Source organism: Pseudomonas sp. CFII68 (assembly GCF_000416195.1).
Classification (GTDB): Bacteria; Pseudomonadota; Gammaproteobacteria; order Pseudomonadales; family Pseudomonadaceae; genus Aquipseudomonas; species Aquipseudomonas kilonensis.
The window spans coordinates 205,940-230,363 of sequence record NZ_ATLN01000125.1 but is presented as its reverse complement, the minus strand read 5'-3'; the positions used below and the strand labels follow the sequence as shown (position 1 = coordinate 230,363).

Genomic DNA, 24,424 nt, shown 5'->3' with positions numbered 1-24,424 from the left:
AGCCTTCACGCTCAATGGGTTAGGTACGAGGTGAGAGCCCCGGATAACGGGGCCTCAGATTTTCTGGCGCAGAACTTGCGTATTAAATAAATTACACATCGTTTCTTTAAATTGACAGGGGAGCGGTGGGTACGAGGTGACACGAATAAATCCAATACCAAGGGTAGTCTCAATGAGCGGTACGCAAACTTCCAATCATCTGGAGCAAGGGCTCAAACCCCGGCATGTGACGATGCTATCCATCGCCGGCGTCATCGGCGCTGGCCTTTTCGTTGGCTCCGGCCACGCTATCGCCGCGGCCGGTCCAGCCGTGCTGCTGGCTTACGCTGCCGCGGGTGCCCTGGTGGTGCTGGTGATGCGGATGCTGGGCGAAATGGCGGTGGCGTCGCCGGACACTGGCTCCTTCTCGACGTATGCTGATCGTGCGATTGGGCATTGGGCCGGTTTCACCATCGGCTGGCTCTACTGGTGGTTCTGGGTTCTGGTGATTCCGCTGGAGGCCAACGCCGCCGCGACGATCCTGCATGCCTGGTTTCCGAACGTGGCGATCTGGGCCTTCACCTTGGTCATCACCCTGCTGCTGACGGTCACCAACCTGTTCAGCGTGAAGAATTACGGGGAATTTGAATTCTGGTTCGCCCTGGTCAAGGTGGTGGCGATCATCGGCTTCATTGGCCTGGGTGTGATGGCGATCTTCGGCGTGCTGCCCACCAGCCAGGTCAGCGGTGTTTCACACCTGTTCGACACCCAGGGCTTCCTGCCCAACGGTATGGGCGCGGTGTTGGGGGCAATCCTGACCACCATGTTTTCGTTCATGGGCACCGAGATCGTGACCATCGCGGCGGCCGAATCGAAGAACCCTGGCCAGCAGATTTCCAAGGCGACCAACTCGGTCATTTGGCGGATTGGCTTGTTCTATCTTGTCTCCATCTTCATCGTTGTCGCCCTGGTGCCGTGGAACGATCCGCTCCTGGCCAGCGTCGGTTCCTACCAGACGGTGCTGGAGCGCATGGGCATCCCCAATGCCAAACTGATCGTCGATATCGTCGTCCTGGTAGCGGTCACGAGCTGCCTGAACTCGGCGCTGTATACGGCTTCACGGATGATGTTCTCGTTGGGCAAGCGTGGTGATGCGCCGGCCGTTTCCCAGCGCACCAACAAGAGCGGTACACCTTACTGGGCGGTGATGCTGTCGACCGGTGCGGCCTTTTTGGCGGTATTCGCCAACTACGTGGCGCCGGCTGCGGTGTTTGATTTCCTGCTGGCCAGCTCCGGCGCCATTGCATTGCTGGTGTATCTGGTCATCGCGGTTTCGCAGCTGCGCATGCGCAAGCAACGCATGGCGCGTGGTGAAAAAGTCGCCTTCAGCATGTGGCTGTTCCCCGGCCTGACCTACGCGGTGATTGTCTTCATCGTCGGGGCCTTGACCATCATGCTGTTCCAGGAAGCCCATCGTGTAGAGATCCTGGCGACGGGGCTGCTGAGTGTTTTGGTGGTGGTGTCCGGATTGCTGATACAGCGCCGCCGGATCGCAAAGGCAGGAAGCCTGGTACAGACGATCGGCTGATATCCATTGTGGCGAGGGGATAAATCCCCTCGCCACGGATGTAATCAAATACCTAACTCGCGACAGACGCCTCACTTCCCGCCGCCACATTCTCCAACCGATACCCATACCCATAAATCGTCAGTAATTGCCAACCCCGATCCGCCGTCAGCCCGAGCTTGTTGCGCAGGCGATAGATGTGGGTATCGAGCGGGCGGGACGAGGTCATTTCCTCGTGGGTCCAGAAGCGTTCGTAGAAATACTCCCGAGACAGTGGTCGGCCCAGGTTGGCGAACAGGCACCGGGCCAGGCGGTATTCTCGCTCGGTCAGGCTGATGGGTATGCCGGCGCGGGTAATGGTCAGCTCGGCGTCGTCGAACGCCAGGTCGTTGAACACCAGCACGTCGCTGGCGGGCGCGCGTTGCAGGTTGTGACGGCGCAGCACAGCGGTGACCCGGGCCTTGAGCTCGTTGGGCCGAAAGGGTTTGCTCACATAGTCGTCGGCACCGGCGTTGAGGGCCTGGACGATGTCGTGCTCGCCGTCGCGGCTGGTCAGCATGATGGCGGCCGGTGGCGAATCCATGTGCTCGCGGGTCCAGCGCAGCAATGAAAGCCCGCTGATGTCCGGCAGTTGCCAGTCGAGGATCAACAGGTCGAAGGTTTCCCGGCGCAGTTGCCGCAACAAGTCCTCGCCTCGCTCAAAGCTGTGCAGGGTCCAGGCTTGCTCGCCCCTGCCGGGGATTTGTTGCAGGGTCTGTTCTACCCGGCGCAGCTCGGCCGGTTCATCGTCCAGTATGGCGACACGCATGGAATGCGATTCCTTGATCTCGAGAGTAACGGACATCTTCAGGTGGCAAAGAAACGCAGCCGCTGGCTGATTCGTTGTCATTGACCTGTCGCTGGCTGCGACAATACCGGCTCGCGGCACAGAGGGAAAGGCAGCAGCTCGTCACCCATCGAGTCCCGTTATAGTCATGGGCTTTGCAAGCCCGTAAAGAAATCCCCAGTCCTTGAGGTTGGCCAGGAGGCCTATGAGTAACCAGCGTCGCCGTGAAAGTCGTGAGCCAACCCAGGTCCAGCAGTTGTTTCGTCAGTTGGTGCGGGAGTGGTTGTGGATAAGTTTGTTGCTGTTGCCGCTGACGGCCTTGCTGTCATTGAGCAGCCAATCGACGGGTAACCATCCAGGCGCTGTGTTGTTGTCGGTGTGTCTGGTGGCCTGTGTATTGGGCCTGTTGCTGTTGCGCCCGCGCCTGGCCCTGTGGACAACAGTGGGCGGCATGAGCCTGGCCCTGTTGATCAGTGCCGTGCTGGGCGCGCGAGGCTGGTGGTGGTCGCCCATGGCAAGTGTGCTGGGCATCATGTTCGGCTACCTGATCTGGAATTGGCGGCGCCTGAGCGTGGTGCTGGCCTATTTCGGCTGGGAGCTGGCCCGCCTGGACGCGGAACCCAAGGTCTTCCCGGAACGTCGCCGCGCCTCCTACACCGGCAGCGACCGCTTGCAGGGCCAGATCATGGCCCTGGAACAAGCCATGAGTCGCACCCGCGACACCCGGCGCTTCATTGCCGACGGCCTGGAATACCTGCCGGTGGCGACCATGATCAGTGATCCCCAGGGCAAACTGTTGCTTGGCAATCGCAAGGCGCGCGAACTGTTCGGCCATGGCCTGGCGGGCGGCGACGTGCTGGAGCATCTCGGGCAATTGGGTTATCCAGGGTTGGAGCATGGGGCGCATCATCGGTTATCCACATTGCCCTTGGTGGAGTTTCGCGACATTCGCGAGCGCAGCTTGCGTCTGGAACGGGCGGCGTTATTGCCGGTTGATGGCGATGCGCCGATTGGCTGGTTGTTGAGCCTCACGGACCTGAGTGCCGAACGTGAGGCTGAAGAACAGCGCAGCGTCATGCTGCGTTTCCTCTCCCATGATTTGCGCGCCCCGCACTCGGCGATCCTTGCATTGCTCGATGTGCAGCGGCATCAGGTCGGTGGGGATAATCCGCTGTTCGACCAGATCGAGCGCCAGGTACGTCGCGCCCTGGACCTGACCGAGGGCTTCGTGCAATTGGCCAAGGCCGAATCCGAGGCGTATCAATTCCAGCCGACGCTGTTCGCCATGCTGGTGCTGGATGTGCTCGACCAGGCGCTGCCCATCGCCCAGGCAAAACGCATCCAGTTGATTCATGAAATAGAGGATGAAGGGGCGATGCTGAGGGCGGATCAACCGTTGCTGACCCGTGCCCTGTTCAATCTGCTGGAAAACGCCATCAAGTACAGTGCGCCCGACGCCTGCATTTCGCTGCAGGTTCATTGCACCCCGGGCTGGTTGATCTGCAATGTCGCCGACCAGGGCAAAGGCATCAGCGCCGAAGAACTACCCGACCTGTTCAGTCAGTACCGACGGTTTTCCTCGGCTCACGGGGTCGATGGAATTGGCTTGGGGCTGTCGATGGTCAAGGCCGTGGTTGACCATCACGAGGGGAAAATCGAGTGCCGTAGCGTGGTGGGTAAAGGCACGACGTTCAGCCTGCGTTTCCCGTTATTGGAAGATTGAAAAGATCGCAGCCTTAGGCTGTAGGAGCTGCCGAAGGCTGCGATCTTTTGATCTTTCGCTTGAGACTCAATTTGTCTGGGGAAAGATCGCAGCCTCGTTGCACTCGACAGCTCCTACACAGCTCCTACACAACCCGGCGGGACAATCTCTGGCCATGATCCGCCGTCACTTTCTGACCGGGACCCTGGGCAAGAACTTGGCCTTCTCCCCTCGCTGTACTTTGGCCACCTTCGTCCTGATGGACTTGATCGGCTCGTCACCGAAGTCCGCATGATAGGCCGACTGGCCGCACTGCAACCCTTCATTGATCGGATACGCGGCAGTGTTCTCCTCGCTGTACGGTGCTCCCATTGCCTTTCCCCTTTCATCGAGGCCCATACCGGCAACAACCGGTTGCCTGACAATATCGACCTTCACGACAATGAGACTAGTCGGTCATCAACAGACTGTTGATTCAACAACGCCCTTGGCCGACGAATGGAACTCACTGTTTCAAAAAGGAAACACTCATTCAGCCCCCAGTATCGCCCGGTTTAGAACCCGGGAAACCTGATCGGCCGAATAGGGTTTTGACAAGAATTCAAAGCCCTCATGGCCGCTGTGGGCCAACTCTTCGCTGTAACCAGAGGTCAGCACCACCGGCAAATCCGGGCGCCGCTGACGCAGTTCCCTGGCCAGGGCAATGCCGCTGATGCCGGGCATCACCACGTCAGAAAATATCGCGTCGAATGCCATCGCATCCGGGCCGACCATTTCCAGCGCTTCTTCGGCGTTGGTCGCCCAGGCGGTTTCGTAGCCCAGGTCCTGGAGGATCTGGTTGGCAAAACGCCCCACCTCCAGGTTGTCTTCCACGATCAACACCCGACGCTTGCCCTTTTCCGGCAGCAGATGCGGGTGTTCTTCCGGGACAGGCTCGTGGTTTTTCTCGGGCGCCACCTCCGGCAGGTACAAGGTGAACACCGTGCCCTCGCCCACCACGGTCGAAACATCGACGTTGCCACCGGACTGCTTGGCAAAGCCAAACACCTGGGACAAGCCCAGCCCCGTGCCCTTGCCCACTTCCTTGGTGGTGAAGAAGGGTTCGAAGATGTGCTCGAGCACTGGCGAGTCAATACCGGTACCGGTGTCCGCCAGGGTAATGGCAGCAAAGGATTGCCCGGCCCCGGCATGACCACGGATCGGCGGCATGCCACCGCCGCAACTGAGCCGAAGCCACAGCGTGCCCTGGCCATTCATGGCATCCCGGGCATTGAGGGCCATGTTGATCAGCGCGGTCTCGAACTGGCTCAGATCCGCCCGGATGTAACAGGGCCGATCGCACAACTCGACGTGGACCTGGATCCGCGCCCCGGTGACGGTTTGCAGCATGTCCCCCAGGCTCTGCACTTGCTTGCCCACATCGATGACTTGCGGCTTCAACGGCTGGCGCCGGGCAAACGCGAGCAACTGGCTGGTCAACTTGGAGGCGCGCTCAACGGTTTCGGACACCGCCGTCATGTAGCGCTGCCGACGCTCCTCGGACAGGCTGGGCATGCGCAGGAAGTCGACCGAAGAGCGAATGATGGTCAGCAGGTTGTTGAAGTCATGGGCCACGCCGCCGGTGAGCTGGCCGATGGCTTCGAGCTTTTGCGATTGGCGCAGCGCCGCTTCGGTCTGTTTCAAACGCGTGGTGCGCTCCTCGACCCGTTCTTCCAGCGTCGCGTTCAATTCGGCCAGGGCCGCCAGGCCTTCACGCACGGCAGCGTCGGCACGGGCGCGCTCGATGTGGGCCCAGGATCGCTCGGTGACCTCCATCAGCAGCGCCAGGTCGTAGGATGACCAGACCCGCGGCGTTTTATCGTGGATCGCCATCAACGCGGTCAATCGCCCACCCTTGATCAACGGCACGCAGATGGTGGCCGCGATGCCAATGGCCTGGAACGTCGCCGCCTCCTCCGGCGCCAGTTCCTTGAGGTTATCGTTGATCACCAGCGGCTTGCCGGCCCGCAGGTTGGCGACGGCCAGCCGACCGAAATCAGCCAGCCGATAATGCCCAAGGATATGTGGCGAACCTAGCCTGGCCCAATCGCCGCGAATGGTGAAGCCGTCCTCGTCCTCATCCATGTCCGCGTAGGCACAGTTGGACAGGTTCAGGTGCGCCGCCAGGATCCGCGTGGTGGCTGCCATGATGCTCTGCGGGTCGGAGGCGTTCGCCACGGCATTGCCGATAGCATCGAGCACCGCCAGTCGCTGGGTCATGAACACCGTGGACGTGGTCTCGGTGACCGTATCCAGCATGCCCACCACCTTGCCGAACTGGTCACGGATGGGACTGTAGCAGAACGTGAAATAAGCCTGCTCAGGACCGCCGCCGCGCTCGATGACCAGGGGGAAGTTCTCTATATAAGTCGCTTGCCCATCGAAGGCGCCCTGCACGATCGGCCCGATATCGCTCCAGACCTCCTGCCACACCTCATCGAACGGCCGCCCCAGCGCCTCGGGCTTGCTGCCGAGTATCTGCAGGAACGCGTCGTTGTACAGCGTGATCAGGTTCGGCCCCCATACGATGGCCTGGGGAAAATGCGAGGCGAGGCTCAGCGCCACGGTGGTCTTCAATACATCAGGCCAGTGGGCAAGCGGCCCGAGCGGCGTGTCCTCCCAAGGATGGCGGCGAACCCGCTCAGCCATTTCTCCATAGCTCTGGAGCCAATCTGTCATTGCGTTCGATCCTTCTGAGCCGCCAATACCAACGAGGGGGAAAAGCTTGTGACCCCAAGCAGGACCGTATTATCCCGTGTGGGGTGGGAATGCGCGATGGGATTGTGGGATGCGTCGGGGGGCAAATGGGGGATGAAAGGCGAAAATGGGGGGTGGGGCTACAGAAAGGTCCTACATATCGTTGGGAATTGGCCTGCCTATCCATCTATTGCGTCGTTTTTGTGGGGGCGTCTATAGTTTTGCCGTCGCCCAGATGGCGACCCGCAGTGGGCAAAACTATCCAGTGGAGCTTACTTATGAACCGATACATGGGCCTTACCAGCAACGCCGACGACCAACCCCTCTACGTCGATACCACCGCCCCGCTACACATCCTGCTCGACTCAGCCGCCTACCGAATCCGCGCCGCCACCCAATTCCTGGAAAACTTGGCGATGCGTGATGAACAGACGATCGACCCCGCGACCTTGCAAGATCTGGCGCAGCTTTGCTGCATCCCACTGCGTGATGGGTGCGACGTGATAGATGTGATTGCACGACGATTGGATGCTGCACCGGCAAGTTCCACGTTATAAGCCCGACGCTGTGGCGAAAGCGTGAACTAATCAAACCCCATCACCTGCAAACACTGAACCTGTGGCGAGGGGATTTATCCCCGTTGGGCTGCGCAGCAGCCCCAAAAAAAGCGCGACCTACCTGGCACACTACGGTGGCTGAGTTCAGGGCTGCTTCGCAGCCCAACGGGGATAAATCCCCTCGCCACGGGTCCATCGTTTTTCTTGCGGGAGTAGCATTACGGTAGTCCCACTTCTGGTTTGCATACTAGCCTTCCAAATGCCCGCACAAGGACGTGGAGAAACCCATGCCTGACCGCAAACAACTCCACCAAGACGGCTACGCCCTGCTCCGTCAAGCCATCCCGACCGAGTGGCTGGCCGACCTTCGTGCCGTGTTCGATGCGGGCGTGAAACCGTCGGACCAATGGCCAGTGCCTCGCGGCATGGACTGGCGCTATTCGATGTTGGACGATGATTCGAAGATTCAGGCCGTATGTCGTCTACCCCAGCTACTGTCGGTGGCAGGTGAGTTGATCGGCGAGCGATTCTTCCTCTCCCAAGTGGAAGGCCGCGAGCCCCTTGCCGGAGGCGGCCACCAACAACTGCACCGCGACTTGTCAGCCAAACGGCCAGGCGACATCGCCATCGCCCTGGCGTTTTTCGACGATTACGGCCCCGAGAACGGCGCGACACGGATCGTCCCCGGCAGCCATCGACCTGAGCCGGGCGCCCCACTCTTCGACTTCAATGACGAGTCACGCGCCGTACAGCTTTCAGGCTCTGCCGGTGACATCCTGGTGTTCGATGTCGATCTGGTGCACGCGGGCAGCCTGAACGTGATCGGCGCACGCCGTCGTTCCATTCTGATCAGCTATTTCTCGGAGTCGCTCTACGCGTCACACCTGGAAACCGTGGCGCTGCGCAATATTCGTATGGACACCCGCGACCGATTCGCCCCTTCGGAGTTTGCTTTCGGGGGCTAGGTTTTTGGTCGATAAAATTGTGCGCAGCGGTTCGAATCTGAGCTTTAATGCCCGTGCTTATCGACAACCCCATTCGTCTAATCAAGGAAGAAACGACATTGAAAACAGCTTTCGGCGCCCTGTTGTTGGCCTGCCTGACGACCACCGCATTTGCTGACGAAAACCCCGTCGGTTTCCAAACTTCCACCCTGCCGGATCCGCACAATGGCCGCGCACTGGAGATGGTCGTTTGGTACCCCAGCGCAACGACCGAAACCCCACAACTGATCGCCGATAACGCGGTGTTTGTCGGCGCCGCTGCCGTGCGTAACGCGCCGCCCGCTGCCGGCGAACATCCATTGGTGGTGCTCTCCCACGGCTACCGGGGCAACTGGAGCAACCAGATCTGGCTGGCCAGTTCGTTGGCCCAGAAGGGTTACATCGTCGCCGCCATCAACCACCCCGGCAGCACCACCCATGACCGCAGCCCGCAAGCAGCGGCGCAGTTATGGCAGCGGCCCGTTGACCTGCGCCGAGCCATCGATGCAGTCACAACCCGACCTGAAAAATTTGGCCGGGTCGCCAATGGCCGAATTGCAGCCGTGGGCCATTCACTCGGCGGCTGGACCGCCCTGGAAATCGCCGGCGCTCGCTTCGACCCAGAGCGCTTCGCCCAAGACTGCAAAGCCCATTCGCAGTTAGGCAGTTGCACCGTCTACGAACAGATGAACCCCGCCAGCACCGCTGAATCAAAGGCCGAACTGGCCGCCGATTGGCGCGATAAACGCGTCACGGCGGTGGTGACATTGGACCTGGGCCTTTCACGGGGCATGACCGATAAAAGCTTGGCCGCGCTGCCTGTCCCCGCCCTGGTGATCTCGGCTGGCGTACCGTCGCGAGAGCTTCCCGCCGAGTTGGAGTCTGCCAACCTGGCCAAGCGCCTGCCCTCGACGACAAGCCGCTATGTCGAGATCAAAGACGCAAGCCATTTCAGCTTCATGTCGATGTGCAAACCTGGTGCGCAGAAGATCCTCGAAGAGCACGTGCCGGGGGATGGCATTATTTGCCGAGATGGAGATGGCAGTCGTGCTCGCGGGGTGATTCAGCAGCAAGTTGCATCGCTGATAGCGGAGTTTCTGGCGCAATCACCTGCAGACAAAAAAGGCAGTTTGTAACCGATGGTACTGACTCGCTGCGGCTTAACGAAAATGCCGTGGTAGGCATTTGGCATTCATGGAGGATTCTGACTGATGGCACGCGTGGGTTTGATACTGACACCCGGTTTTGCGGACTGGGAATATGCTTTCATCGCTGGAACTGCGTCCCCTTTTTACGGGATCGACGTCAGGTTTTTCGCGCCTGCTGCGGGGCAGTTCCGCTCACAGGGTGGATTGGCCGTAACGGTTGATAGCGGTTTGCAAGAATGCCTGGAGTGGAAACCGGACGTTGTCGTCGTCATTGGTGGAATGGTCTGGGAACGTGCAGAGGCACCCGATATTGGCGATTTCCTTCAGGCGAGTCGATCACGTGGAGCGACAATTGCCGGTATCTGCGGAGGAACGCTGGCACTGGCCAGGGCCGGGCTTCTCGACACGGTTCCTCATACCTCGAACAGCGCCGACTTCTTGCAAAAGAATGCCGTGGGTTATGAAGGCAATGAGTTTTATCGAAGCAGCCCAGTAGCTGTGGTTGCGGACCGCATCATCACTGCTCCAGGCCCTGCCCCCGTGAGCTTCACCTGCGCAGTGTTCGAAGGTGCCGGGTTATCTTCAGAGATCATTGCTCAGTTCAGGTCGATGTTGGCAGCGGAACATGGGTAAGCGCTTCGCCCTACATGAGCGTCTGTCAAAGTCACGTGCCCGACCCGGCCGGATTTGTTTTATGGAAGTAAAAGCAAATCCCCCTTCTCCATCCCTTTTCCCACAGGCGCGCTCGGCACATTAAGTCCGACTTTCACACGGTCCAGCGCCACGATTGTCTTGAACCAGGTCACGTTGGAATTTTCGGCAAACAATCGCCGCGCCAACGCCTGGTATTCGTTCATGCTGGCAACGGTTAATACCAGGACGAAATCCACTTCGCCGGTGACGTAGTAGCACTGCTGAACTTCGGGCACCGCGAAGTGTGCCTTCATCGCCTCCAGTGCCTCGATGCTGGTGCGCTCTGCCATCACTTCCACAATGATCGTGATCGGCCGTCCTACGGCGGTGGGATCCACGATGGCTACGTTGCCCGTGATGACGCCCCCCGCTTCCATCCGCTTGATGCGGCGCTGAACGGCGGCCGTGGAAAGATTGACCTGCTCGGCCATGAGGCGCAGCGGCATGGTGTTGTCGCGCTGGACGAGGTCCAGGATGGCACGGTCGAATTTGTCCAACGATTCAAGTGCTGCGTCGTTTTTGGCCATGGTAAACCCGTGAGAAATTTTCTCGAAAACTAACAGAAAACCGCACCCCTTTATCTAGCCAAGAGAAATATTATCTTGCCAGCAGTCTGCGTACGCAGCCTTAGTCGCAACACACACAGGATATTATTGGCATGCTCGCACTGTTCCATCTTTCCCCAGTCCTGTTGGTTACAGCCATGCTCGTCGGGCTGCGCCGGCCACCCATGCACGCCGCCATTGCAGGCACTGCATTAGTCTTGGTGCTCTGGCTCGCCGGCGCTGCCGACGCGTGGCGCCTGGGCAGTATGGTGGCCGCCGCCCAAGATACGGCCGTGCTGTTTGCAAGTACGGCTTTCGTGATCGTTCCAGGCCTGGTCTTCGTGATTTTTATCGAGCGCATGGGCGTGAACCTGGCGCTTAGCCAATGGGTGCGGTCGCTGGGGCTTGGACGCGGCGATCAAGTCGTGTTTATCGTTCTTGGACTGGCACCGTTGCTCGAAGCGATGACCGGCTTCGGCGTGTCGTTGATCGCCACGGTGCCCCTGCTGCTCAGTCTCTTCGAACGTCGGGTCGCGCTACGAATAGCACTGACCGGCATGGCAATCATGCCCTGGGGAACGCTGGGCCTGGCATCGGTCATTGGTGCTTCGTTGGTTCACCTGGACGCCCCCGCGCTGGCATCGACCTCGGCACTGACCAGCGCACCGGTTTTTTTGGCCCTCAGTGCAATCGCGCTATTTCTTGCAGGCGTTCGTGACTCGCGGGAATGGAGGGCGTTGGGCGCTTTCTGGCTGCTGTTTGTAAGCGTGCTTTACAGTGCCAGTCGCTGGCTGGGCCCCGAAGTGGCCGGCGTGGCCGCGGGCCTGGTGACGGCCGCAGCGGTACTCTCTGCTGGGCTGTGGCGCCTGCACCGCAACGACAGCGAGCGCGGTACGGTGCAATGGCCGCGTCAGGCATGGCCGTATCTGGTACTGATTGTCTGCATTGTCGCGTTGAAGATGGTGTGGGCGATCACCTCTTGGCAGGATCACTGGGTTGTACAGGGCGCCCAGGTCACCTGGAAGCCACTCGCCTCACCCGGCCTGGCACTGGTTCTGGTGCTGATCGGGCTAGGGTTTCACACACGCCACACCCAACACCAGACAGCACTCGACGTCAGCATGCCTGCTGCGTTGGTGGCGCGGGCGAAGCGGCCACTGTTGACCATTTTCTTCTTCCTCGCGATGTCGCAGATGATGGTGAAGGCCGGCTTCCTCGCGGGTCTGATGCAACTGCTGGCGGGCCTGTCGCCCGCCGCCGCGACGTCGCTGGTGGCCCTGTTTGGCGCGCTGTCAGGCTACATGACCGGATCGAATGTTGGCGGCAACGCGATCTTCATGCCGGCCATCGCGATATTGCCCGAATCCTCTCGCCTGTTGCTGGCTGCCGTCCAGAACAGCTCGGCAGGGCATGCTGCGCTGGGCTCGCTGTCGGTTGTCATGCTGATCCTGGGACTTGCCAAGACCCAGGCCAAGGAGGAAGGCGAACTGGTAAGGTTTGGCTTCACGCTGGTCTGTCTCAATACCGCGTTAGTCGCGTTGGGCGCGGCGTTGCTGAGTGGATGGTTTGAATAGCGGGGTATTGGCAGATGGGCGCCCCAATGAGCAACGTGCGACTTAGCGACTGCAATGACCACCATGAGTCGGGTTGCAGCCCTTCTTCACTTTTTCTTTTTTGAAGCGCAGGAGAAACGATGACGGGTTCGCCAGCAGAGAACGGTCAATTCCCGGCCAGCCCACAGGGCGACCTAGACGCAGCTGACGTCACGGGTTTCGACGCCTGGGCTCGCGTCTGGGCGGAGCTTGGCGTCGGATGCGCGTCACGAGAAACGTACGAAAAACTCATTCGACACTACTGCGAGCCGCACCGCGCCTACCACAACCTCCAGCACCTGAAGGAATGCCTTCAAGCGCGCCGATTCGTCAACGCGGCCTGCCAGGCTCCCGCAGAAGTCGACCTCGCGCTGTGGTTCCATGACGTGATCTACGACCCCCTTCGCAGCGACAACGAGCTGCGCAGTGCGCAATGGTTGGACGACGTGGCACGTGATAGCGGCCTGGGCGATGAAACACGACGCAGGCTTTACGATCTGGTGATGGTGACGCGACACGACGGCGCGCCGGCGTCGGCAGACGAAGCGGTGTTGGTGGACACAGACCTGGCGATCCTTGGAGCGTCGTTCGAACGGTTCGAGGAATACGACCAACAAATTCGCCGCGAGTACCAATTTGTACCTCTGCCTGTGTACCGCCAAAAGCGGCGCCAGGTCCTGGAGGGATTCCTGGCGCGCGGGCGGATCTATACGACCGCAGCGTACTTCGACGCATTCGAGCAGCAGGCACGCGCAAATCTTGCACGCGCCATCGGCCGTCTCGACTGAGGACTGGATTCAAGCGGCGAAGGGATAACTTACTCCCCTGACTGCACTCGCTTCATGGCTTCGAGAAGCGGGCCCTCAAAGTACTCGCCCCCCATCTCGTTCCTGCTCTTTTCAGCGTGTTCTAGATCGATGGTGACTCAGACATCTCCACCAGCAGTTGCCCAAATGCATTGGCCGCTGGGGTCTTTCCTGTGACACTCCATATCAGTCTGAAATCAGCCTCCAGCAGCGGCGGCAGGCCATGTTGACCGTCAATCACCACCATGCCGGGCTCTAGATCTCCTAGCGGTAGAGCGGTGACGGCAAGCCCCGCCAATACCGCCGCCCGCAGTCCTTGTTGACTTGGAGAGGTAAAGGCGACCCGCCAATCCACGGTGGAACGCTCCAATGCTTCTACGGCCACCTGGCGGTGCACGCAGGGCGCTGGTGCGAACGCCAGCGGCAAAGGGCAATCGCCGGTAAAGTCGAAACTCTGCGCCGCGGCCCAGACAAACCGGGTTTCGCGCAGCACGGTACCGCCAACCTGACTGCCCGGCAATGCCATGACCACGGCCAGATCGAGCCCATCGGCCTCGACCAGCGCGCGCAGGTCGAGGTAAGTGCCGACGGTTACATCAAGACGTACGGCGGGAAATTGTCTGGCGAACCGAGTCAGTAACGGCGGCAGGCCATCGCCGATAAAATTTTCTGGCACACCGAAGCGCACGGCCCCGGATACCGATGACGCTTCGAAACGCCGGGAGAGGGCGTCTTGCGCTCTGAGGACGTGTTCGGCATGGCGCAGAAAATCTTCGCCATCTTCTGTCAGCATCAAACGTCGGGTGGTGCGCACCAGTAGCGCGGTACCGGCCTGTTCTTCCAAACGCCGGATCTGATGACTGATCGCTGACTGGCTCAAATGCAACCGCTCTGCGGCACGAGTGAAACTACCGGTCTCCTTGATCGCGACAAAAGCACGCAACAGAGCTGGGTCGAAGTCCATTTAGTCCACTCATGATGAATATTAATGAAACTTACGAAATTAAATCATTTCTGTCATTTTTTAATTGCTTCCAGAATGCCGCCGGTCACTTGGAGTTATGCCTGGTGACGCTGGTGAGGCGACCGCACCAACGCCCCTCAGGGCGGTCTTGCCAGTGCCCATCAACTTGATCTGGAAGATCACGATGCAGTTCTCTTCTTCGCGAAAAGATGTTTTCACCATAGCCGCCGTTTGCCTGGCCGCGCTGATGTTCGGCCTGGAAATCTCGAGCGTGCCGGCAATCCTGCCCGCTCTTGAATCGGTTCTGCGCAGCGATTTCAAAGATATGCAGTGGATCATGAATGCCTACACCATCGCCTGCACCACGGTGCTGATGGCCACCGGCACACTGGCGGATCGGTATGGGCGCAAGCGAGTGTTTGTCATTAGCCTGGTGCTTTTCGGCATGACCTCTCTGGCCTGTGGATGGGCTCAAAGCGCCAGCGTGTTGATCGCCAGCCGATTCCTGCAAGGTATGTCCGGTGGTGCCATGCTGATCTGTCAGGTGGCAGTGCTGTCTCACCGATTCCAGTCGGGAGCTGCGCGCGGCAAAGCGTTCAGTGCCTGGGGGATCGTCTTCGGCATTGGCTTGGGGTTCGGTCCGATTATCGGCGCAGGTATTGTGGCGTTGTCGAGTTGGGAATGGGTGTTCCTGGTGCATGCGCCCATTGCTGTGCTCGCGCTGGTGCTGGTGATCGCTGGTGTCGATGAATCACGGGATCCGCAGCGTCGCAGGCTGGATGTGTTGGGCATTATTTCGCTGTCGCTGGCAGTGTTGGGCCTTTCCTGGTTCATCACTCAGGGAGCGGGGACGGGTTTCTCCAGCGGTTCGGCCATCGCCAGCCTGGTTGTGGCAATGGTCAGCTTCATCGTCTTTGTCGTCGCGCAGCGACGCTATGCCGATCCCATGTTCGACTTCTCGGTATTGCGTATCCGTCGCTTCTCGGGTGCCTTGCTAGGGTCGGCGGGCATGAACTTCAGCTTCTGGCCATTCATGATCTACCTGCCTCTGTACTTTCAAAACAGCCTGGGCTACGCCAGTGTCGGCACCGGTCTGGCACTGCTGGCCTATACGCTGCCGACGCTGGTTATCCCCCCGTTAGGCGAACGGCTGGCGCTGCGCTATCGACCTGACGTGGTGATTCCCGCAGGCTTGTTCACCATCGGTCTGGGGTTCCTGCTGATGAAATGGGGTAGCAGTGTCACGCATGCCAGCTGGCTGACAATGCTTCCAGGCTGCCTGATCGCCGGGATCGGACTGGGGCTGACCAACACGCCTGTGACCAATACCACCACCGGATCGGTGCCCAGTGAGCGTGCAGGCATGGCATCGGGCATCGATATCAGCGCTCGTATGATCAGTCTTGCAATCAATATCGCGCTGATGGGATTCATCCTGGTGGAAGGCATTCTGTCTTCCCTGCGCAACCAGTTATCTGGCTCGCCCGATGAGGTGCAACTGAGGTTGCTGGCGGAGAGTATTTCAGCTGGCAACTCTACCGTGTTGGCGCAGGCTGGCCAGGGGACTACGATCCCGGTCGATGTCGCCAACGCAGCTTTGGCCCATGGGTTTGGCTGGGTGATGCTGTATGGCGGTATTGCCGCGTGGGTGCTGGTGGCGGCGAGTTGCCTGGTCTTTCGTTCGGGCAAAGCCGTTCATACTCAGCAGTGACTGTAATCCTACACCAGGACAATACGTTTCAGCTTGGCGTTCAGTGCGGCGAACGCCGCTTCGGTACTGGCCTTGTGGTTGGTGATGAGCACGTCGATGCGTTCTGGCGGGCAGAAAGCGACGCGGCTCTCCACGCCAATCTTGCTGTAATCGGCGAGGATGACTACGCCTTCGGCATTGTCGGCCATGGCGCGCGCCACTTCGGCTTCGCGGTGGTCGTAGTTGCTGGCACCGCGCTGGGCGTCGATGCCGACCGGCGACAACAGCGCCAGGTCGGCCCGATAGCGGGCAATTTCCGCCACCGTGGTGCTGCCGACCGTCGCCGGCGCACGATCGTCGAGTGAACCGCCCAGTACGAGCACCTCGTTGTGCCGACCGCCCGACGCGGCGGGGTTGCGCAGTTGCAGTGCCACGTTGAACGAGTTGGTGATCACGGTCAGCCCTCCCAGCTTGGCTAACTCTTCGGCAAGGATGACGGTGGTGGTGCCTGCGTCGATGAACACTGTCTGCCCATGTGACAGCAGACTGACCGCGGCGCGCGCGAGGTCACGCTTGAACTTGACGTTGCTTTGCGCCCGCTCGGCGATGGGCGCTTCGTCCTCAACGCGGATGGCGCCGCCGTGTATCCGCTTCAACTCTCCCTGTTCTTCCAGAGCGACCAGGTCGCGCCGCACTGTCTCGCGAGAAACATTCAGGTCCGTGACGATGCGGTCGGTGGTGACGCGCTGCAAGGTCGATAGCAGTGCGCGGATCCGCTGGTAACGCTCTTCTTGCCACATACCGTGTGTCCCTGCTGTTCGAGCACGCATTGTGGAGGGGCGTCAGTCGCTGTCAAGTTTGGCGCGGCCCCAGGATCATTGAGCTGACACGGTCTGCGCGGCACATTTGTGCAATGTTGAGGCAATATTGTTTTTTTGTGTATTTGGAGCTAGCCTCGTGGCCGGACGGGCTTTTCCCCTCGTCCGTATTTCGAAACACGCTTTCGCCATCGCCTCGGTTGCAACCTCTCGTCTAGAAGTAGGAGCTATGCCATGCAGCGTCGCCAGTTTCTGAACACCCTCGCCACCGTTTCCATCGTCTCTCCGCTGTTGTTGTCATCCCGCATAACGCAAGCCGCCACGCCTGCGACCACACCGAGTGCACTGGACCCAGCGCGCTGGTCGCCGCTTAACCAAAAGCGTCTGCAAGCAGTGATCGATCAGCACGGCGTCAAAAGCGCGTCCTACCGTCCTGACCAGCGCCCATACGCGGTGTTCGACTGGGACAACACCTGCATCATGAACGACTGTGAAGAAGCGCTGCTGGTCTACCAGATCAATCATTTGCAGTACAAGCTGACACCTGATGAGTTCGCTGCTGTGGTGCGTCAGGACGTGCCGAACGGCGCGTTCATGAAGGACTACACCACGGTGGACGGCAAGCCGGTCAAGATGGAAGACATCGCCAGCGATGTGGAAGCGGATTACCGCTGGTTGCACGCCAACTACAAGGGGCTCGCTGGCGACAAGAGCCTGGAGGAGATCCAGACCAGCGAGCAGCACAAGGATTTTCTCGCCAAGCTCTACTTCATGTACGACGCGATCTGCGAAAGTTACCCGGTGGAGATCGGCTACAAGTGGATTCTGTATTTCTACAAGAACATGACCACGGCTGAGTTGCAGGCGATGGCCGAGGCTTCCAACAACTACGCCATCGGCGACGCGCTGCGCAAGGTCAAGTACGAGAGTTCGCGCACATTACCGGGCCGGGCCGGGGTGGTGGCCGCTACCCACTTCCATGGCATTCGTATCCATGAGGAGATTCGTGGCCTGATGCACACGCTGCGCGCCAACGGCATCGACGTCTATATCAGCACCGCCTCGATCGACGATGTGGTACGCGTGTTCGCGGGCAATCCTCATTACGGATACGGCGTGCCGCCTGAGAACGTGATCGGCCTGCGCATGGCGATGGAAGACGGCAAGTACACCACTCGTTATCAGCCAGGCTGGCATTTCAATTACGGTCCGGGCAAGACCGTCGGCATCAAGAACGTGCTGGTTAAACAGAAAGGCTATGGCCCGGTGTTGGTGGCTGGCGACAGCGATGGCGATGCCTGGATGCTGCGCGACTTCAACGATACGGCGGTGGGGGTGATCGTCAACCGCATGAAGAAGGGCGAGATCGGCGCCGACAGCCAGCAGGCCGCGACCCAACTGGGTAAGCCGGACGCCCGCTTCGTCCTGCAGGGGCGCGACGAGCACACCGGCCTGATGATTCCAGACGAGAAATCGCTCAAATACGGTAAAGACGAGCTTAAGCTGCTGGCTTGACGGCACTGGCTCGCGGGTGGCCGGCGGCCATCCGCGAGCAGCAGTGCAACTCGCCTTGTATCTGCGGGAATGATGATTCTGCGTCGGAAAATCGCTTCCACTGCCGGCCCGAGAGAGTCTGTAAGCAGGACACTACCTTGGGGCTGGCACACTCGTCCCGTCTCGCACCTGCATCAGCGCAAACCCCAGCAGATTCAAGCCTTTCCACAGATTCGGATTGTTCGCATCCGCGTTGTCCTGTGCGAGCCCTATACCCCAGATGTTATCAACCGGGCTGGCTTCGACAATAACGCTCGAACCGGTTTGTAGAAGGTATTCGTTCAACTGCGGATTCTGAGAGAACTTGGCCTGGTTCGCTCGAACGACGATGTCGTATCGGTGTTGCAGCCAAACCTTATCATTGAAGCCGCGCACGTTGCGGCCAAGTGCTTTGGCGGCATTAGGAGTAGGAGCGTGGAGCACCTGCGCACGATTTTCCTGATCGTCGAACAAGGCCGCTTTCTCGGCCATCATGAAGTGTTCGGCTGTCGGGTAATGTTGCCCCTCGACAATGAACCCGGCCTCGAACCATTGGCTGAAGCACGAAGCCGTAACGGCAATTTTGCTGCGCTGGTGCCCCCAGAAAAACGTAAACGTCAGATGTTCTCCAGAGTTGAAACGGGCGCACAGTTCTTTCACATGTTCAGAGTCGTTCAATGAGATGTCCTTGCTGACTGAAGATCGAAGTTACAGCTACTGTGCTGACCAAGGCCGCTTCGTGTCTATAGCGCCCACTTGCATCGCTCATAGCTTACGAAATGGTGGCGACGGCTTGGGAAGTAGAGGTAAACAGCCTCCAGGGGACAAGACCGGAATTCATCCACCCAATCAGCCTTCAAATCAACCGATCCACAACCCTCGCATTCCACAATTCCCGATACCGCTCCCGCCACCCCGGACTTCCCTTATCCAACCACTCCAACGTCGCCTCAATACTCTCAGGGCTGATCATGAAGTGATTGATATGCTCCTCGATCCGCTCTTGCGATAAATGCAGCGAATCCAGATAGCCATTGAAAGAATCCGCCAACACCACGTACTCATCGCCCTGCTGACGGCGACCGGTCCAGGCAGGCAAGCCCGCGACCATCGCCGCCACGTCCTGGCGCCCTTCCCGCAGGTCCAGCAGCAAGATGCTCGCGCCGCCGTCGCGACCGATCGGCAGTAATCCCGTTGCGGGGAAGCCGGGCTGGGCCCGCAGTTGCTCCAGTTCGAAGGGGTTGGATTCATACTCTTTGTCCGGGTCCAGCCCGTACAGCGAAAAACTAAGCAGTTCCTCGTCGCCATTGGCCAGGGTCGCCAGCACATCGTATTCCACGTAGGCGCCGTTGCAGGTCTTGAGGAATTGGCGATAGTCGTCCGGCAAGCGGGCATCCAGGCTGGCTTCCAGTTGCGTGATGGCACGCTCGGCGGCGCCTTCACGGGTGTCTTCGAGGATGAGTCCGCGGTAGTCAGTCATTGATGTCTCGAAAAGGTATTGGGTCCTGAAGGTTTTGAAACACGCCGCGCCGCACAATCAGTCCGACACGTCGATAACAAGTGCTCCGCTCACGCGCTGGCCAGATGTCTCTCGATCTGCCTCGCCGCCTCATCTGCGTGAGTAAAGCCCAGGCTGTGATCGGCTCCAGGGAAAACGTGCAGTTCAGCGCGGGGCAACAGTTGGGCAAGGTACTGGCCGACGCGAACGGGGCTGATCGGATCAGCGTCGCCCCAGAGCAGCAGGACCGGCATGCGCAGCGCGACCAGGCGGGACGTGAGGTCGGTGCGGTCGTCGAGAAACCAACTCGGCAGCGTCGAGTTGGCCGCCGCAAAATCCGGGCGCCAGTCCTGCGCGCCCAGCGCCGACATGTCCACCCCGCCCGAGGTGACAGTCAGCACGAGGTGGGTGATCAGCTCAGGGCGTTCAAGTGCTGCGAGCACAGCGACGATACCGCCCATGGATTGCGCCACCAGCGCTGTGGGTCGGTCGATCTCGGCCTGCACACGCGCCACCAGGTCACTCATGCCGGTCACGTCAGGCACGGGCGGCGTGTCTCCAAAACCGGGCCAGCCTATGTGTACTTGCTGCGCCGGGTGGGCCAAGCGCTCGGCGACCGGATGCCAGAACTGGGTGTTGCCTGAGGCGCCGGGCAGGAAGATGAGTTTGGCGGGGGATGCGGTCACGGGTTCGTCCTTGAAGATGGGATTGAAAGAGTCAGCAGGAGGCCGCCAGGTTCGATGACCGGCTCCAGCCTCACACCACACTCGCCCGATGCAGGCTGCTCATATGCCCAACACCCGCCACCTGCAAACGACTCACCAGATCCTCCCGCGCCGCTCGCCCTCCCGAACGCACGTATTCCAGCTCCGCCGCCGTAATCAATACCACCGGCACCAATCTGACCGGAGACAAGGGCATGTCATCCAGTTGGGTAGGAAAATCCGGTGTCGGCGCGCCGAGCAGAACGCCGGTGGAGTCGTCATCGGTCACGAAGAGTTTGGGCAGTTGATCGCTCATGTGATGCGATTGGCTGAGCCCGGGCAGTTCAAGGGATAGCGTCCCGTATTGGTCGAGTTGGTGGGTGATGCCGCCAGCGTCGGCCACGGTTTTGGCGACGTGCTCCAGCAGCTCGAAGGCCCAGCTGCCTTTGAAAGGATCGACCTCCCCCACGGGGCCATAGGCGTGCTCGGGGATATCCGCGGTTTCGACGAACAATTCCATCTCGAAGCCGTTGCCCATGCCTTCCGCATCATCGAATGGATCGGACAGGCCTTCAGTGGCGAGAATGATCGTGTCGCCACGGCGAACCACACGGTAGGCCTGGCGGGTCGAAGGCCAGTACGGGCCGCCGGAAAAGGTCGGGCTGATCAGATAGGCCAGGACATCCCGCTCGACCGTGCCGACAGCGCTCCAATGACGATCCAGGCACGCTGCGCCGGCTTCCCGGACGGCCAGATTGGCGGCTTCAGCCTCGGTCAGGTCGCCAAGCTCGTGGGATTGCGGCGCGGGCTGGTCGTCTTGGGTTTCAGGAGTTTTCGATGAACCGAAGAGCTTCTTGAAGAAATTCATGGGCGTTCCTTGCTGGTTTTTCGCTGAGCCTCACCTGTGTCAGCTCTCGCTGATCCGATGGCAGGCGTTGGGCGCATTGTGGCGTGTTGGCGTTGATATGAAAACGCGGGCAGGTACTTGCGGGCAGTTTCGACGAAAGGCGTGACAATCAGGCTATACACCGTCAGGTAACGCTGGTGGTCCTGTTCTCCGGTGCCGAAACGCAAGTGCTCGGGCTGCGAGCGGGTGACATAGAGCGTGCCGAACATCCAGTCCCACAGCGACAGGTTGACGCCAAAATTGCGGTTGAAATGACGCGGTGCATCGCTGTGGTGGATCTGGTGCTGAGCCGGACTGTTCAGCACATGTTCCAGCACCGGGCCAAAGGACAGCCAGACATGGGTGTGACGCAAGTTGGCCGCCAGGCTATTGAAGATGAACACCAGGTACGTCACGCCGAACAACGTGTAGCGGCTGATCTCACCGCCACAGACATACCAGAAGCCACCTGCGAAGAGGCCCAGGCAGGCGGTGGTGCCAAGCCTCTCGACAATCTTCTCCACAAAATGCACCCGACTCGCGGTGGCCGGCACCAGCACCGGCGCCGAGTGATGCACCTTGTGAAACGCCCAGAGCCAGCGCGAATGAAACGCCCGGTGCGCCCAGTAGTGGACGAAGTCCTTCACCAGGAACACCCCTAGCCCATAGAGCAAGGCGAGCGAAAGATTCTCCCCCAGACGCGGACGCGCGCCCCAGAGGTTGCTGAAAAAAGCCAGGTAATCCCCGGAGCGCAGAATGTACGGATCGACCAGATGAACAATGGGCAACACCAAGGCAATCTTGAGAATCGCCCGGACGAAGTAGTAGCGATAGTCCAGCAGTGCCGAGCGATGCAGATGCACCTGGCTGCCGCCTATGAATTGCCAGAACGAACGAGCGTCAGTCAGGCCGCGGTGTTTTCTGTAGCGGAACAAGCCATAGGCGACGCTGTAGGAAGCGCAGAGAAACAGGATCCCGAGGCGGCCGTTCAGGTTGAAAATGCCGAGGAACTGCTGGGTGACGGGTGCGATTACCCATGCGCTCAGGTGTTGATAGACAAGGGAAAACGCATCCACGAAAGGCCGGTCTCTGTCGAAGGAACGGCATTGTAAATCAGTCGCGTTGGGCTGGGCTTGGGTTTTCAGGCATTTCTGGGGGTGGCCGCTCAAAAAAATCTAGAGGCGGCCCGATCTAACACGACGCATATGGATGAGTGCGGTTCTCCGATTATCTGGAGAAACTCGCTCTTCTATAGCAAAGGGCAAAAAGCCCAGCTTTGGATAAAGCAGCAAGCCTGCCGTATTTTCATTGAAACACGATACCTGCACTTCAGTGGCGTCATAGCGGTCGAACGCCAGGGCCGTCATCGTTTCCACGAGAAAACTGGCAACGCCTTTACCTCGAGCCTCTTGGGCAACGATGACATTGCCGATACAGCAAACCCCGCCTTTTTCGGCCCGATAGAAGTTAGCAAAACCAACGACACGGTTCCCAGCCTCGATGACCGTCGAATCGAATCGTCGAGCGATAGCTTCAGACAAAAGCTGAGCTTCAGTCAGAGGGTATTGAGCTTTCGGGAACATATAGAACAGTTCCCGAGCGTCCTGCGCAAAGCTACAGAGGGTCTTGATGTCATCAGCCATCACTGGCCTGCTTTGCAATTGCATTGGGCGTCCTTGAGATCTATGCACTTGGTGCGCGAAAAGTGATCAGGCTCGCTGGCCGTGGCTCAGGATCATCGAGAAATGATGCAAATCTCCATAGTCCTGTGGCGAGGGAGCAAGCTCCCTCGCCACAGAGTGTGTATCTATTCAAACCATGTTGTAACTTGCTGCCGCCTTCGCGAGCAAGCTCGCTCCCACAGGAGATTGGCGGTGGGTACCCGTTCTGTGAAGCGCAGCCTGAACGCGTTAAAAGCTGCTGCGAGCTAAGAGAAATCCGTAAACTGACTCAAATGAAGATTTTCTTGACGCACTGAATGTCCTGCAGATCCCTGCTCCAGGATTGAAACACCTACCGACTCAGCCTTGACTCATCGTCCCCGAAAAACTCGCCTCCACCGGCCCGATAAGAAAGACCGCGCCCACGCCATCCCATTGAACCGTCACGCTTCCACCATCACATTCAACCTCGACGGTGCTGTCCAACAAACCACGACGAATCCCATTAACAACCGCGCCACACGAGCAAGAACCTGAACCCAGAGCAATACCCGCACAGCGTTCCCAGATGCGCAACCGAATATGCGTGCGATCAATGACCTGAACGAAATGAACGTTGGTCTTGAGCGGAAATAACGCGTTGGTTTCAATAGCCGGGGCAATCGTCGCGATATCAACGGTTGCCAGATCATCGACAAAATAGGTGCAGTGCGGATTTCCCATGCTGCACGCGGCTGGACTGCCGGCCAGTGGCAAGGCGGCGGTGTCCAGTTCTTGCGCCAAAGGAATGTCCGACCAGCCAAAAAGCGGCATTCCCATATCGACGGAAATGTCGCCGGTCGGAGTACGTTCGCACGTGAGCAGACCACGGTTAGTGCGCAGGGCTACCGAAGCAACATTTGCTTCGCGCATCAGCATATCCGCCGCACCCCGCGTCGCGCTGCCGCAAACATCCAGCGCGGAGCCATCGGCGTTCCAGAACATCACGCGCGCATCGGCATCGTCGCAATCGAGCAACACCGCGAGTTGGTTGAAGCCCACACCCCGGTTCCGATCCCCCATTCGCTGGGCCATGGCACTCGTCACCGGGTTGGCCGAATTTCGCGAATCGACAATAACGAAGTCATCGCCATTGGCATGCATCTTTTGAAAGTTCAGCTGCATGCAAACGCCCTGCTGGAGATGGAAATGGAATTACCGTCGGGGTCTTTGGCGTTGGAGAAAGAGTAACCATCCGCCCTGTGCGTAGCGCCAAACCTCAGGCCTTGGGCCAGGCACTTGGCCTTGAAACCCTCAACATCCTGGAGATCAAAGACAAGCTTTACGGTGACTTGCCCTGTTTTAACGGCCTTCCCTGCCGGGTGAACCATCAGGATCGCGCCACCGTTTGCAGGGCTCAATTCGGTGACGCGGTCATCGACTTTTCTTTCACTGGTAAAACTGAAATGACGCTCATAAAAATCGCAGGTCGCTTGAACGTCCCGGACATACAACATGATTCGATTGAGTGACGGTTGCATGTGTTCTTCCTTGATC

At 59.4% G+C, this 24,424-nt stretch carries 24 protein-coding genes; 10 read left to right on the top strand and 14 right to left on the bottom strand.

From position 1 onward, the window contains the following. The first annotated feature begins 172 nt into the window (after positions 1-172). Entirely contained in the window at positions 173-1,567 is a 1,395-nt protein-coding gene (gene gabP, locus CFII68_RS01545) for a GABA permease (RefSeq protein WP_018613721.1), read from the top strand. Positions 1,568-1,619: 52 nt separating this feature from the next. Here gabP and CFII68_RS01550 read toward each other — a convergent pair whose 3' ends face one another. Further along, positions 1,620-2,354 carry a response regulator transcription factor gene (locus CFII68_RS01550; RefSeq protein ID WP_018613718.1) on the bottom strand — a complete coding sequence of 245 codons (735 nt, stop codon included), beginning with the start codon at positions 2,352-2,354 and terminating at the stop codon, positions 1,620-1,622. A gap of 223 nt (positions 2,355-2,577) precedes the next feature. Between CFII68_RS01550 and CFII68_RS01555 the strand changes: the two genes are divergently transcribed. Next, positions 2,578-4,095, top strand: coding sequence for a PAS domain-containing sensor histidine kinase (locus CFII68_RS01555; RefSeq protein WP_018613716.1), 1,518 nt, complete (start codon positions 2,578-2,580; stop codon positions 4,093-4,095). 165 nt (positions 4,096-4,260) lie between these two features. Here CFII68_RS01555 and CFII68_RS01560 read toward each other — a convergent pair whose 3' ends face one another. Beyond that, positions 4,261-4,512, bottom strand: a complete 252-nt coding sequence (locus tag CFII68_RS01560) for a hypothetical protein (RefSeq protein WP_233903657.1) — start codon at positions 4,510-4,512, stop codon at positions 4,261-4,263. A 90-nt stretch (positions 4,513-4,602) separates the two neighbouring features. Then, positions 4,603-6,792, bottom strand: a complete 2,190-nt coding sequence (locus CFII68_RS01565) for a response regulator (protein WP_018613711.1) — start codon at positions 6,790-6,792, stop codon at positions 4,603-4,605. A gap of 296 nt (positions 6,793-7,088) precedes the next feature. On the opposite strand from CFII68_RS01565, the gene CFII68_RS01570 reads away from it, so the two are divergent. The 4 genes from CFII68_RS01570 (at position 7,089) to CFII68_RS01585 (ending at position 10,131) form a co-directional block, all read left to right on the top strand. After that, on the top strand, positions 7,089-7,367 hold the full coding sequence (locus tag CFII68_RS01570) for a hypothetical protein (protein WP_018613708.1): 279 nt from the start codon (positions 7,089-7,091) through the stop codon (positions 7,365-7,367). Positions 7,368-7,654: 287 nt separating this feature from the next. After that, a complete protein-coding gene (locus CFII68_RS01575) occupies positions 7,655-8,332 on the top strand; it encodes a phytanoyl-CoA dioxygenase family protein (RefSeq protein ID WP_018613706.1) in 678 nt (225 codons plus the stop codon). Positions 8,333-8,430: 98 nt separating this feature from the next. Further along, positions 8,431-9,486, top strand: coding sequence for an alpha/beta fold hydrolase (locus CFII68_RS01580; RefSeq protein ID WP_018613704.1), 1,056 nt, complete (start codon positions 8,431-8,433; stop codon positions 9,484-9,486). A 75-nt stretch (positions 9,487-9,561) separates the two neighbouring features. After that, positions 9,562-10,131, top strand: a complete 570-nt coding sequence (locus CFII68_RS01585; protein ID WP_018613702.1) for a DJ-1/PfpI family protein — start codon at positions 9,562-9,564, stop codon at positions 10,129-10,131. Positions 10,132-10,190: 59 nt separating this feature from the next. On the opposite strand, the gene CFII68_RS01590 is transcribed toward CFII68_RS01585, so the two are convergent. Continuing rightward, positions 10,191-10,718, bottom strand: a complete 528-nt coding sequence (locus CFII68_RS01590) for an Lrp/AsnC family transcriptional regulator (protein ID WP_018613700.1) — start codon at positions 10,716-10,718, stop codon at positions 10,191-10,193. A 131-nt stretch (positions 10,719-10,849) separates the two neighbouring features. Between CFII68_RS01590 and CFII68_RS01595 the strand changes: the two genes are divergently transcribed. Both CFII68_RS01595 and CFII68_RS01600 read left to right on the top strand, forming a co-directional pair. Then, positions 10,850-12,310 (top strand): transporter-like membrane protein, encoded by a 1,461-nt coding sequence (locus CFII68_RS01595; RefSeq protein WP_018613699.1) that lies wholly within the window; start codon positions 10,850-10,852, stop codon positions 12,308-12,310. Between the two features lie 119 nt (positions 12,311-12,429). Further along, positions 12,430-13,116: a hypothetical protein gene (locus CFII68_RS01600; RefSeq protein ID WP_018613698.1), complete on the top strand. Its 687-nt coding sequence runs from the start codon at positions 12,430-12,432 to the stop codon at positions 13,114-13,116. A 121-nt stretch (positions 13,117-13,237) separates the two neighbouring features. Here CFII68_RS01600 and CFII68_RS01605 read toward each other — a convergent pair whose 3' ends face one another. Then, positions 13,238-14,098 (bottom strand): LysR family transcriptional regulator, encoded by an 861-nt coding sequence (locus CFII68_RS01605; protein ID WP_018613697.1) that lies wholly within the window; start codon positions 14,096-14,098, stop codon positions 13,238-13,240. Positions 14,099-14,282: 184 nt separating this feature from the next. On the opposite strand from CFII68_RS01605, the gene CFII68_RS01610 reads away from it, so the two are divergent. After that, the gene (locus CFII68_RS01610) at positions 14,283-15,809 is read left to right on the top strand and encodes an MFS transporter (protein WP_018613695.1); all 1,527 of its coding nucleotides are present in this window, start codon (positions 14,283-14,285) and stop codon (positions 15,807-15,809) included. Between the two features lie 8 nt (positions 15,810-15,817). On the opposite strand, the gene CFII68_RS01615 is transcribed toward CFII68_RS01610, so the two are convergent. Further along, positions 15,818-16,618 carry a DeoR/GlpR family DNA-binding transcription regulator gene (locus CFII68_RS01615; RefSeq protein WP_256211759.1) on the bottom strand — a complete coding sequence of 267 codons (801 nt, stop codon included), beginning with the start codon at positions 16,616-16,618 and terminating at the stop codon, positions 15,818-15,820. A 222-nt stretch (positions 16,619-16,840) separates the two neighbouring features. Here CFII68_RS01615 and CFII68_RS01620 point away from each other — a divergent pair, with 222 nt between their 5' ends. Further along, a complete protein-coding gene (locus CFII68_RS01620) occupies positions 16,841-18,121 on the top strand; it encodes a haloacid dehalogenase-like hydrolase (protein WP_018613692.1) in 1,281 nt (426 codons plus the stop codon). 132 nt (positions 18,122-18,253) lie between these two features. On the opposite strand, the gene CFII68_RS01625 is transcribed toward CFII68_RS01620, so the two are convergent. From CFII68_RS01625 to CFII68_RS01660, 8 genes are all read right to left on the bottom strand, one after another. After that, positions 18,254-18,817 (bottom strand): NADAR family protein, encoded by a 564-nt coding sequence (locus CFII68_RS01625; protein WP_018613690.1) that lies wholly within the window; start codon positions 18,815-18,817, stop codon positions 18,254-18,256. 178 nt (positions 18,818-18,995) lie between these two features. Beyond that, positions 18,996-19,619, bottom strand: coding sequence for an SMI1/KNR4 family protein (locus tag CFII68_RS01630; protein WP_018613688.1), 624 nt, complete (start codon positions 19,617-19,619; stop codon positions 18,996-18,998). An 89-nt stretch (positions 19,620-19,708) separates the two neighbouring features. After that, positions 19,709-20,323 carry an alpha/beta fold hydrolase gene (locus CFII68_RS01635; RefSeq protein ID WP_018613685.1) on the bottom strand — a complete coding sequence of 205 codons (615 nt, stop codon included), beginning with the start codon at positions 20,321-20,323 and terminating at the stop codon, positions 19,709-19,711. A gap of 70 nt (positions 20,324-20,393) precedes the next feature. Next, the gene (locus CFII68_RS01640; protein WP_018613684.1) at positions 20,394-21,209 is read right to left on the bottom strand and encodes a suppressor of fused domain protein; all 816 of its coding nucleotides are present in this window, start codon (positions 21,207-21,209) and stop codon (positions 20,394-20,396) included. Beyond that, positions 21,206-22,303 carry a sterol desaturase family protein gene (locus CFII68_RS01645; RefSeq protein ID WP_018613682.1) on the bottom strand — a complete coding sequence of 366 codons (1,098 nt, stop codon included), beginning with the start codon at positions 22,301-22,303 and terminating at the stop codon, positions 21,206-21,208. Before CFII68_RS01645 ends, CFII68_RS01640 begins: the two co-directional genes overlap by 4 nt. 99 nt (positions 22,304-22,402) lie before the next feature. Continuing rightward, on the bottom strand, positions 22,403-22,894 hold the full coding sequence (locus CFII68_RS01650) for a GNAT family N-acetyltransferase (protein WP_018613680.1): 492 nt from the start codon (positions 22,892-22,894) through the stop codon (positions 22,403-22,405). A gap of 354 nt (positions 22,895-23,248) precedes the next feature. After that, positions 23,249-24,052, bottom strand: coding sequence for a diaminopimelate epimerase (gene dapF, locus CFII68_RS01655; RefSeq protein ID WP_018613679.1), 804 nt, complete (start codon positions 24,050-24,052; stop codon positions 23,249-23,251). Continuing rightward, positions 24,043-24,408, bottom strand: coding sequence for a VOC family protein (locus CFII68_RS01660; RefSeq protein WP_018613677.1), 366 nt, complete (start codon positions 24,406-24,408; stop codon positions 24,043-24,045). The genes dapF and CFII68_RS01660 overlap by 10 nt, the downstream gene beginning before the upstream one ends. Positions 24,409-24,424: the final 16 nt, after the last annotated feature.

Excerpts from the sequence above, each read along its gene's own strand:
- gabP (WP_018613721.1), top strand. The coding sequence starts at position 173 with ATGAGCGGTACGCAAACTTCCAATCATCTGGAGCAAGGGCTCAAACCC.
- CFII68_RS01550 (WP_018613718.1), bottom strand. The coding sequence starts at position 2,354 with ATGCGTGTCGCCATACTGGACGATGAACCGGCCGAGCTGCGCCGGGTA.
- CFII68_RS01555 (WP_018613716.1), top strand. The coding sequence starts at position 2,578 with ATGAGTAACCAGCGTCGCCGTGAAAGTCGTGAGCCAACCCAGGTCCAG.
- CFII68_RS01565 (WP_018613711.1), bottom strand. The coding sequence starts at position 6,792 with ATGACAGATTGGCTCCAGAGCTATGGAGAAATGGCTGAGCGGGTTCGC.
- CFII68_RS01570 (WP_018613708.1), top strand. The coding sequence starts at position 7,089 with ATGAACCGATACATGGGCCTTACCAGCAACGCCGACGACCAACCCCTC.
- CFII68_RS01575 (WP_018613706.1), top strand. The coding sequence starts at position 7,655 with ATGCCTGACCGCAAACAACTCCACCAAGACGGCTACGCCCTGCTCCGT.
- CFII68_RS01585 (WP_018613702.1), top strand. The coding sequence starts at position 9,562 with ATGGCACGCGTGGGTTTGATACTGACACCCGGTTTTGCGGACTGGGAA.
- CFII68_RS01590 (WP_018613700.1), bottom strand. The coding sequence starts at position 10,718 with ATGGCCAAAAACGACGCAGCACTTGAATCGTTGGACAAATTCGACCGT.
- CFII68_RS01595 (WP_018613699.1), top strand. The coding sequence starts at position 10,850 with ATGCTCGCACTGTTCCATCTTTCCCCAGTCCTGTTGGTTACAGCCATG.
- CFII68_RS01600 (WP_018613698.1), top strand. The coding sequence starts at position 12,430 with ATGACGGGTTCGCCAGCAGAGAACGGTCAATTCCCGGCCAGCCCACAG.
- CFII68_RS01605 (WP_018613697.1), bottom strand. The coding sequence starts at position 14,098 with ATGGACTTCGACCCAGCTCTGTTGCGTGCTTTTGTCGCGATCAAGGAG.
- CFII68_RS01610 (WP_018613695.1), top strand. The coding sequence starts at position 14,283 with ATGCAGTTCTCTTCTTCGCGAAAAGATGTTTTCACCATAGCCGCCGTT.
- CFII68_RS01615 (WP_256211759.1), bottom strand. The coding sequence starts at position 16,618 with ATGCGTGCTCGAACAGCAGGGACACACGGTATGTGGCAAGAAGAGCGT.
- CFII68_RS01620 (WP_018613692.1), top strand. The coding sequence starts at position 16,841 with ATGCAGCGTCGCCAGTTTCTGAACACCCTCGCCACCGTTTCCATCGTC.
- CFII68_RS01630 (WP_018613688.1), bottom strand. The coding sequence starts at position 19,619 with ATGACTGACTACCGCGGACTCATCCTCGAAGACACCCGTGAAGGCGCC.
- CFII68_RS01640 (WP_018613684.1), bottom strand. The coding sequence starts at position 21,209 with ATGAATTTCTTCAAGAAGCTCTTCGGTTCATCGAAAACTCCTGAAACC.
- CFII68_RS01650 (WP_018613680.1), bottom strand. The coding sequence starts at position 22,894 with ATGCAATTGCAAAGCAGGCCAGTGATGGCTGATGACATCAAGACCCTC.
- dapF (WP_018613679.1), bottom strand. The coding sequence starts at position 24,052 with ATGCAGCTGAACTTTCAAAAGATGCATGCCAATGGCGATGACTTCGTT.
- CFII68_RS01660 (WP_018613677.1), bottom strand. The coding sequence starts at position 24,408 with ATGCAACCGTCACTCAATCGAATCATGTTGTATGTCCGGGACGTTCAA.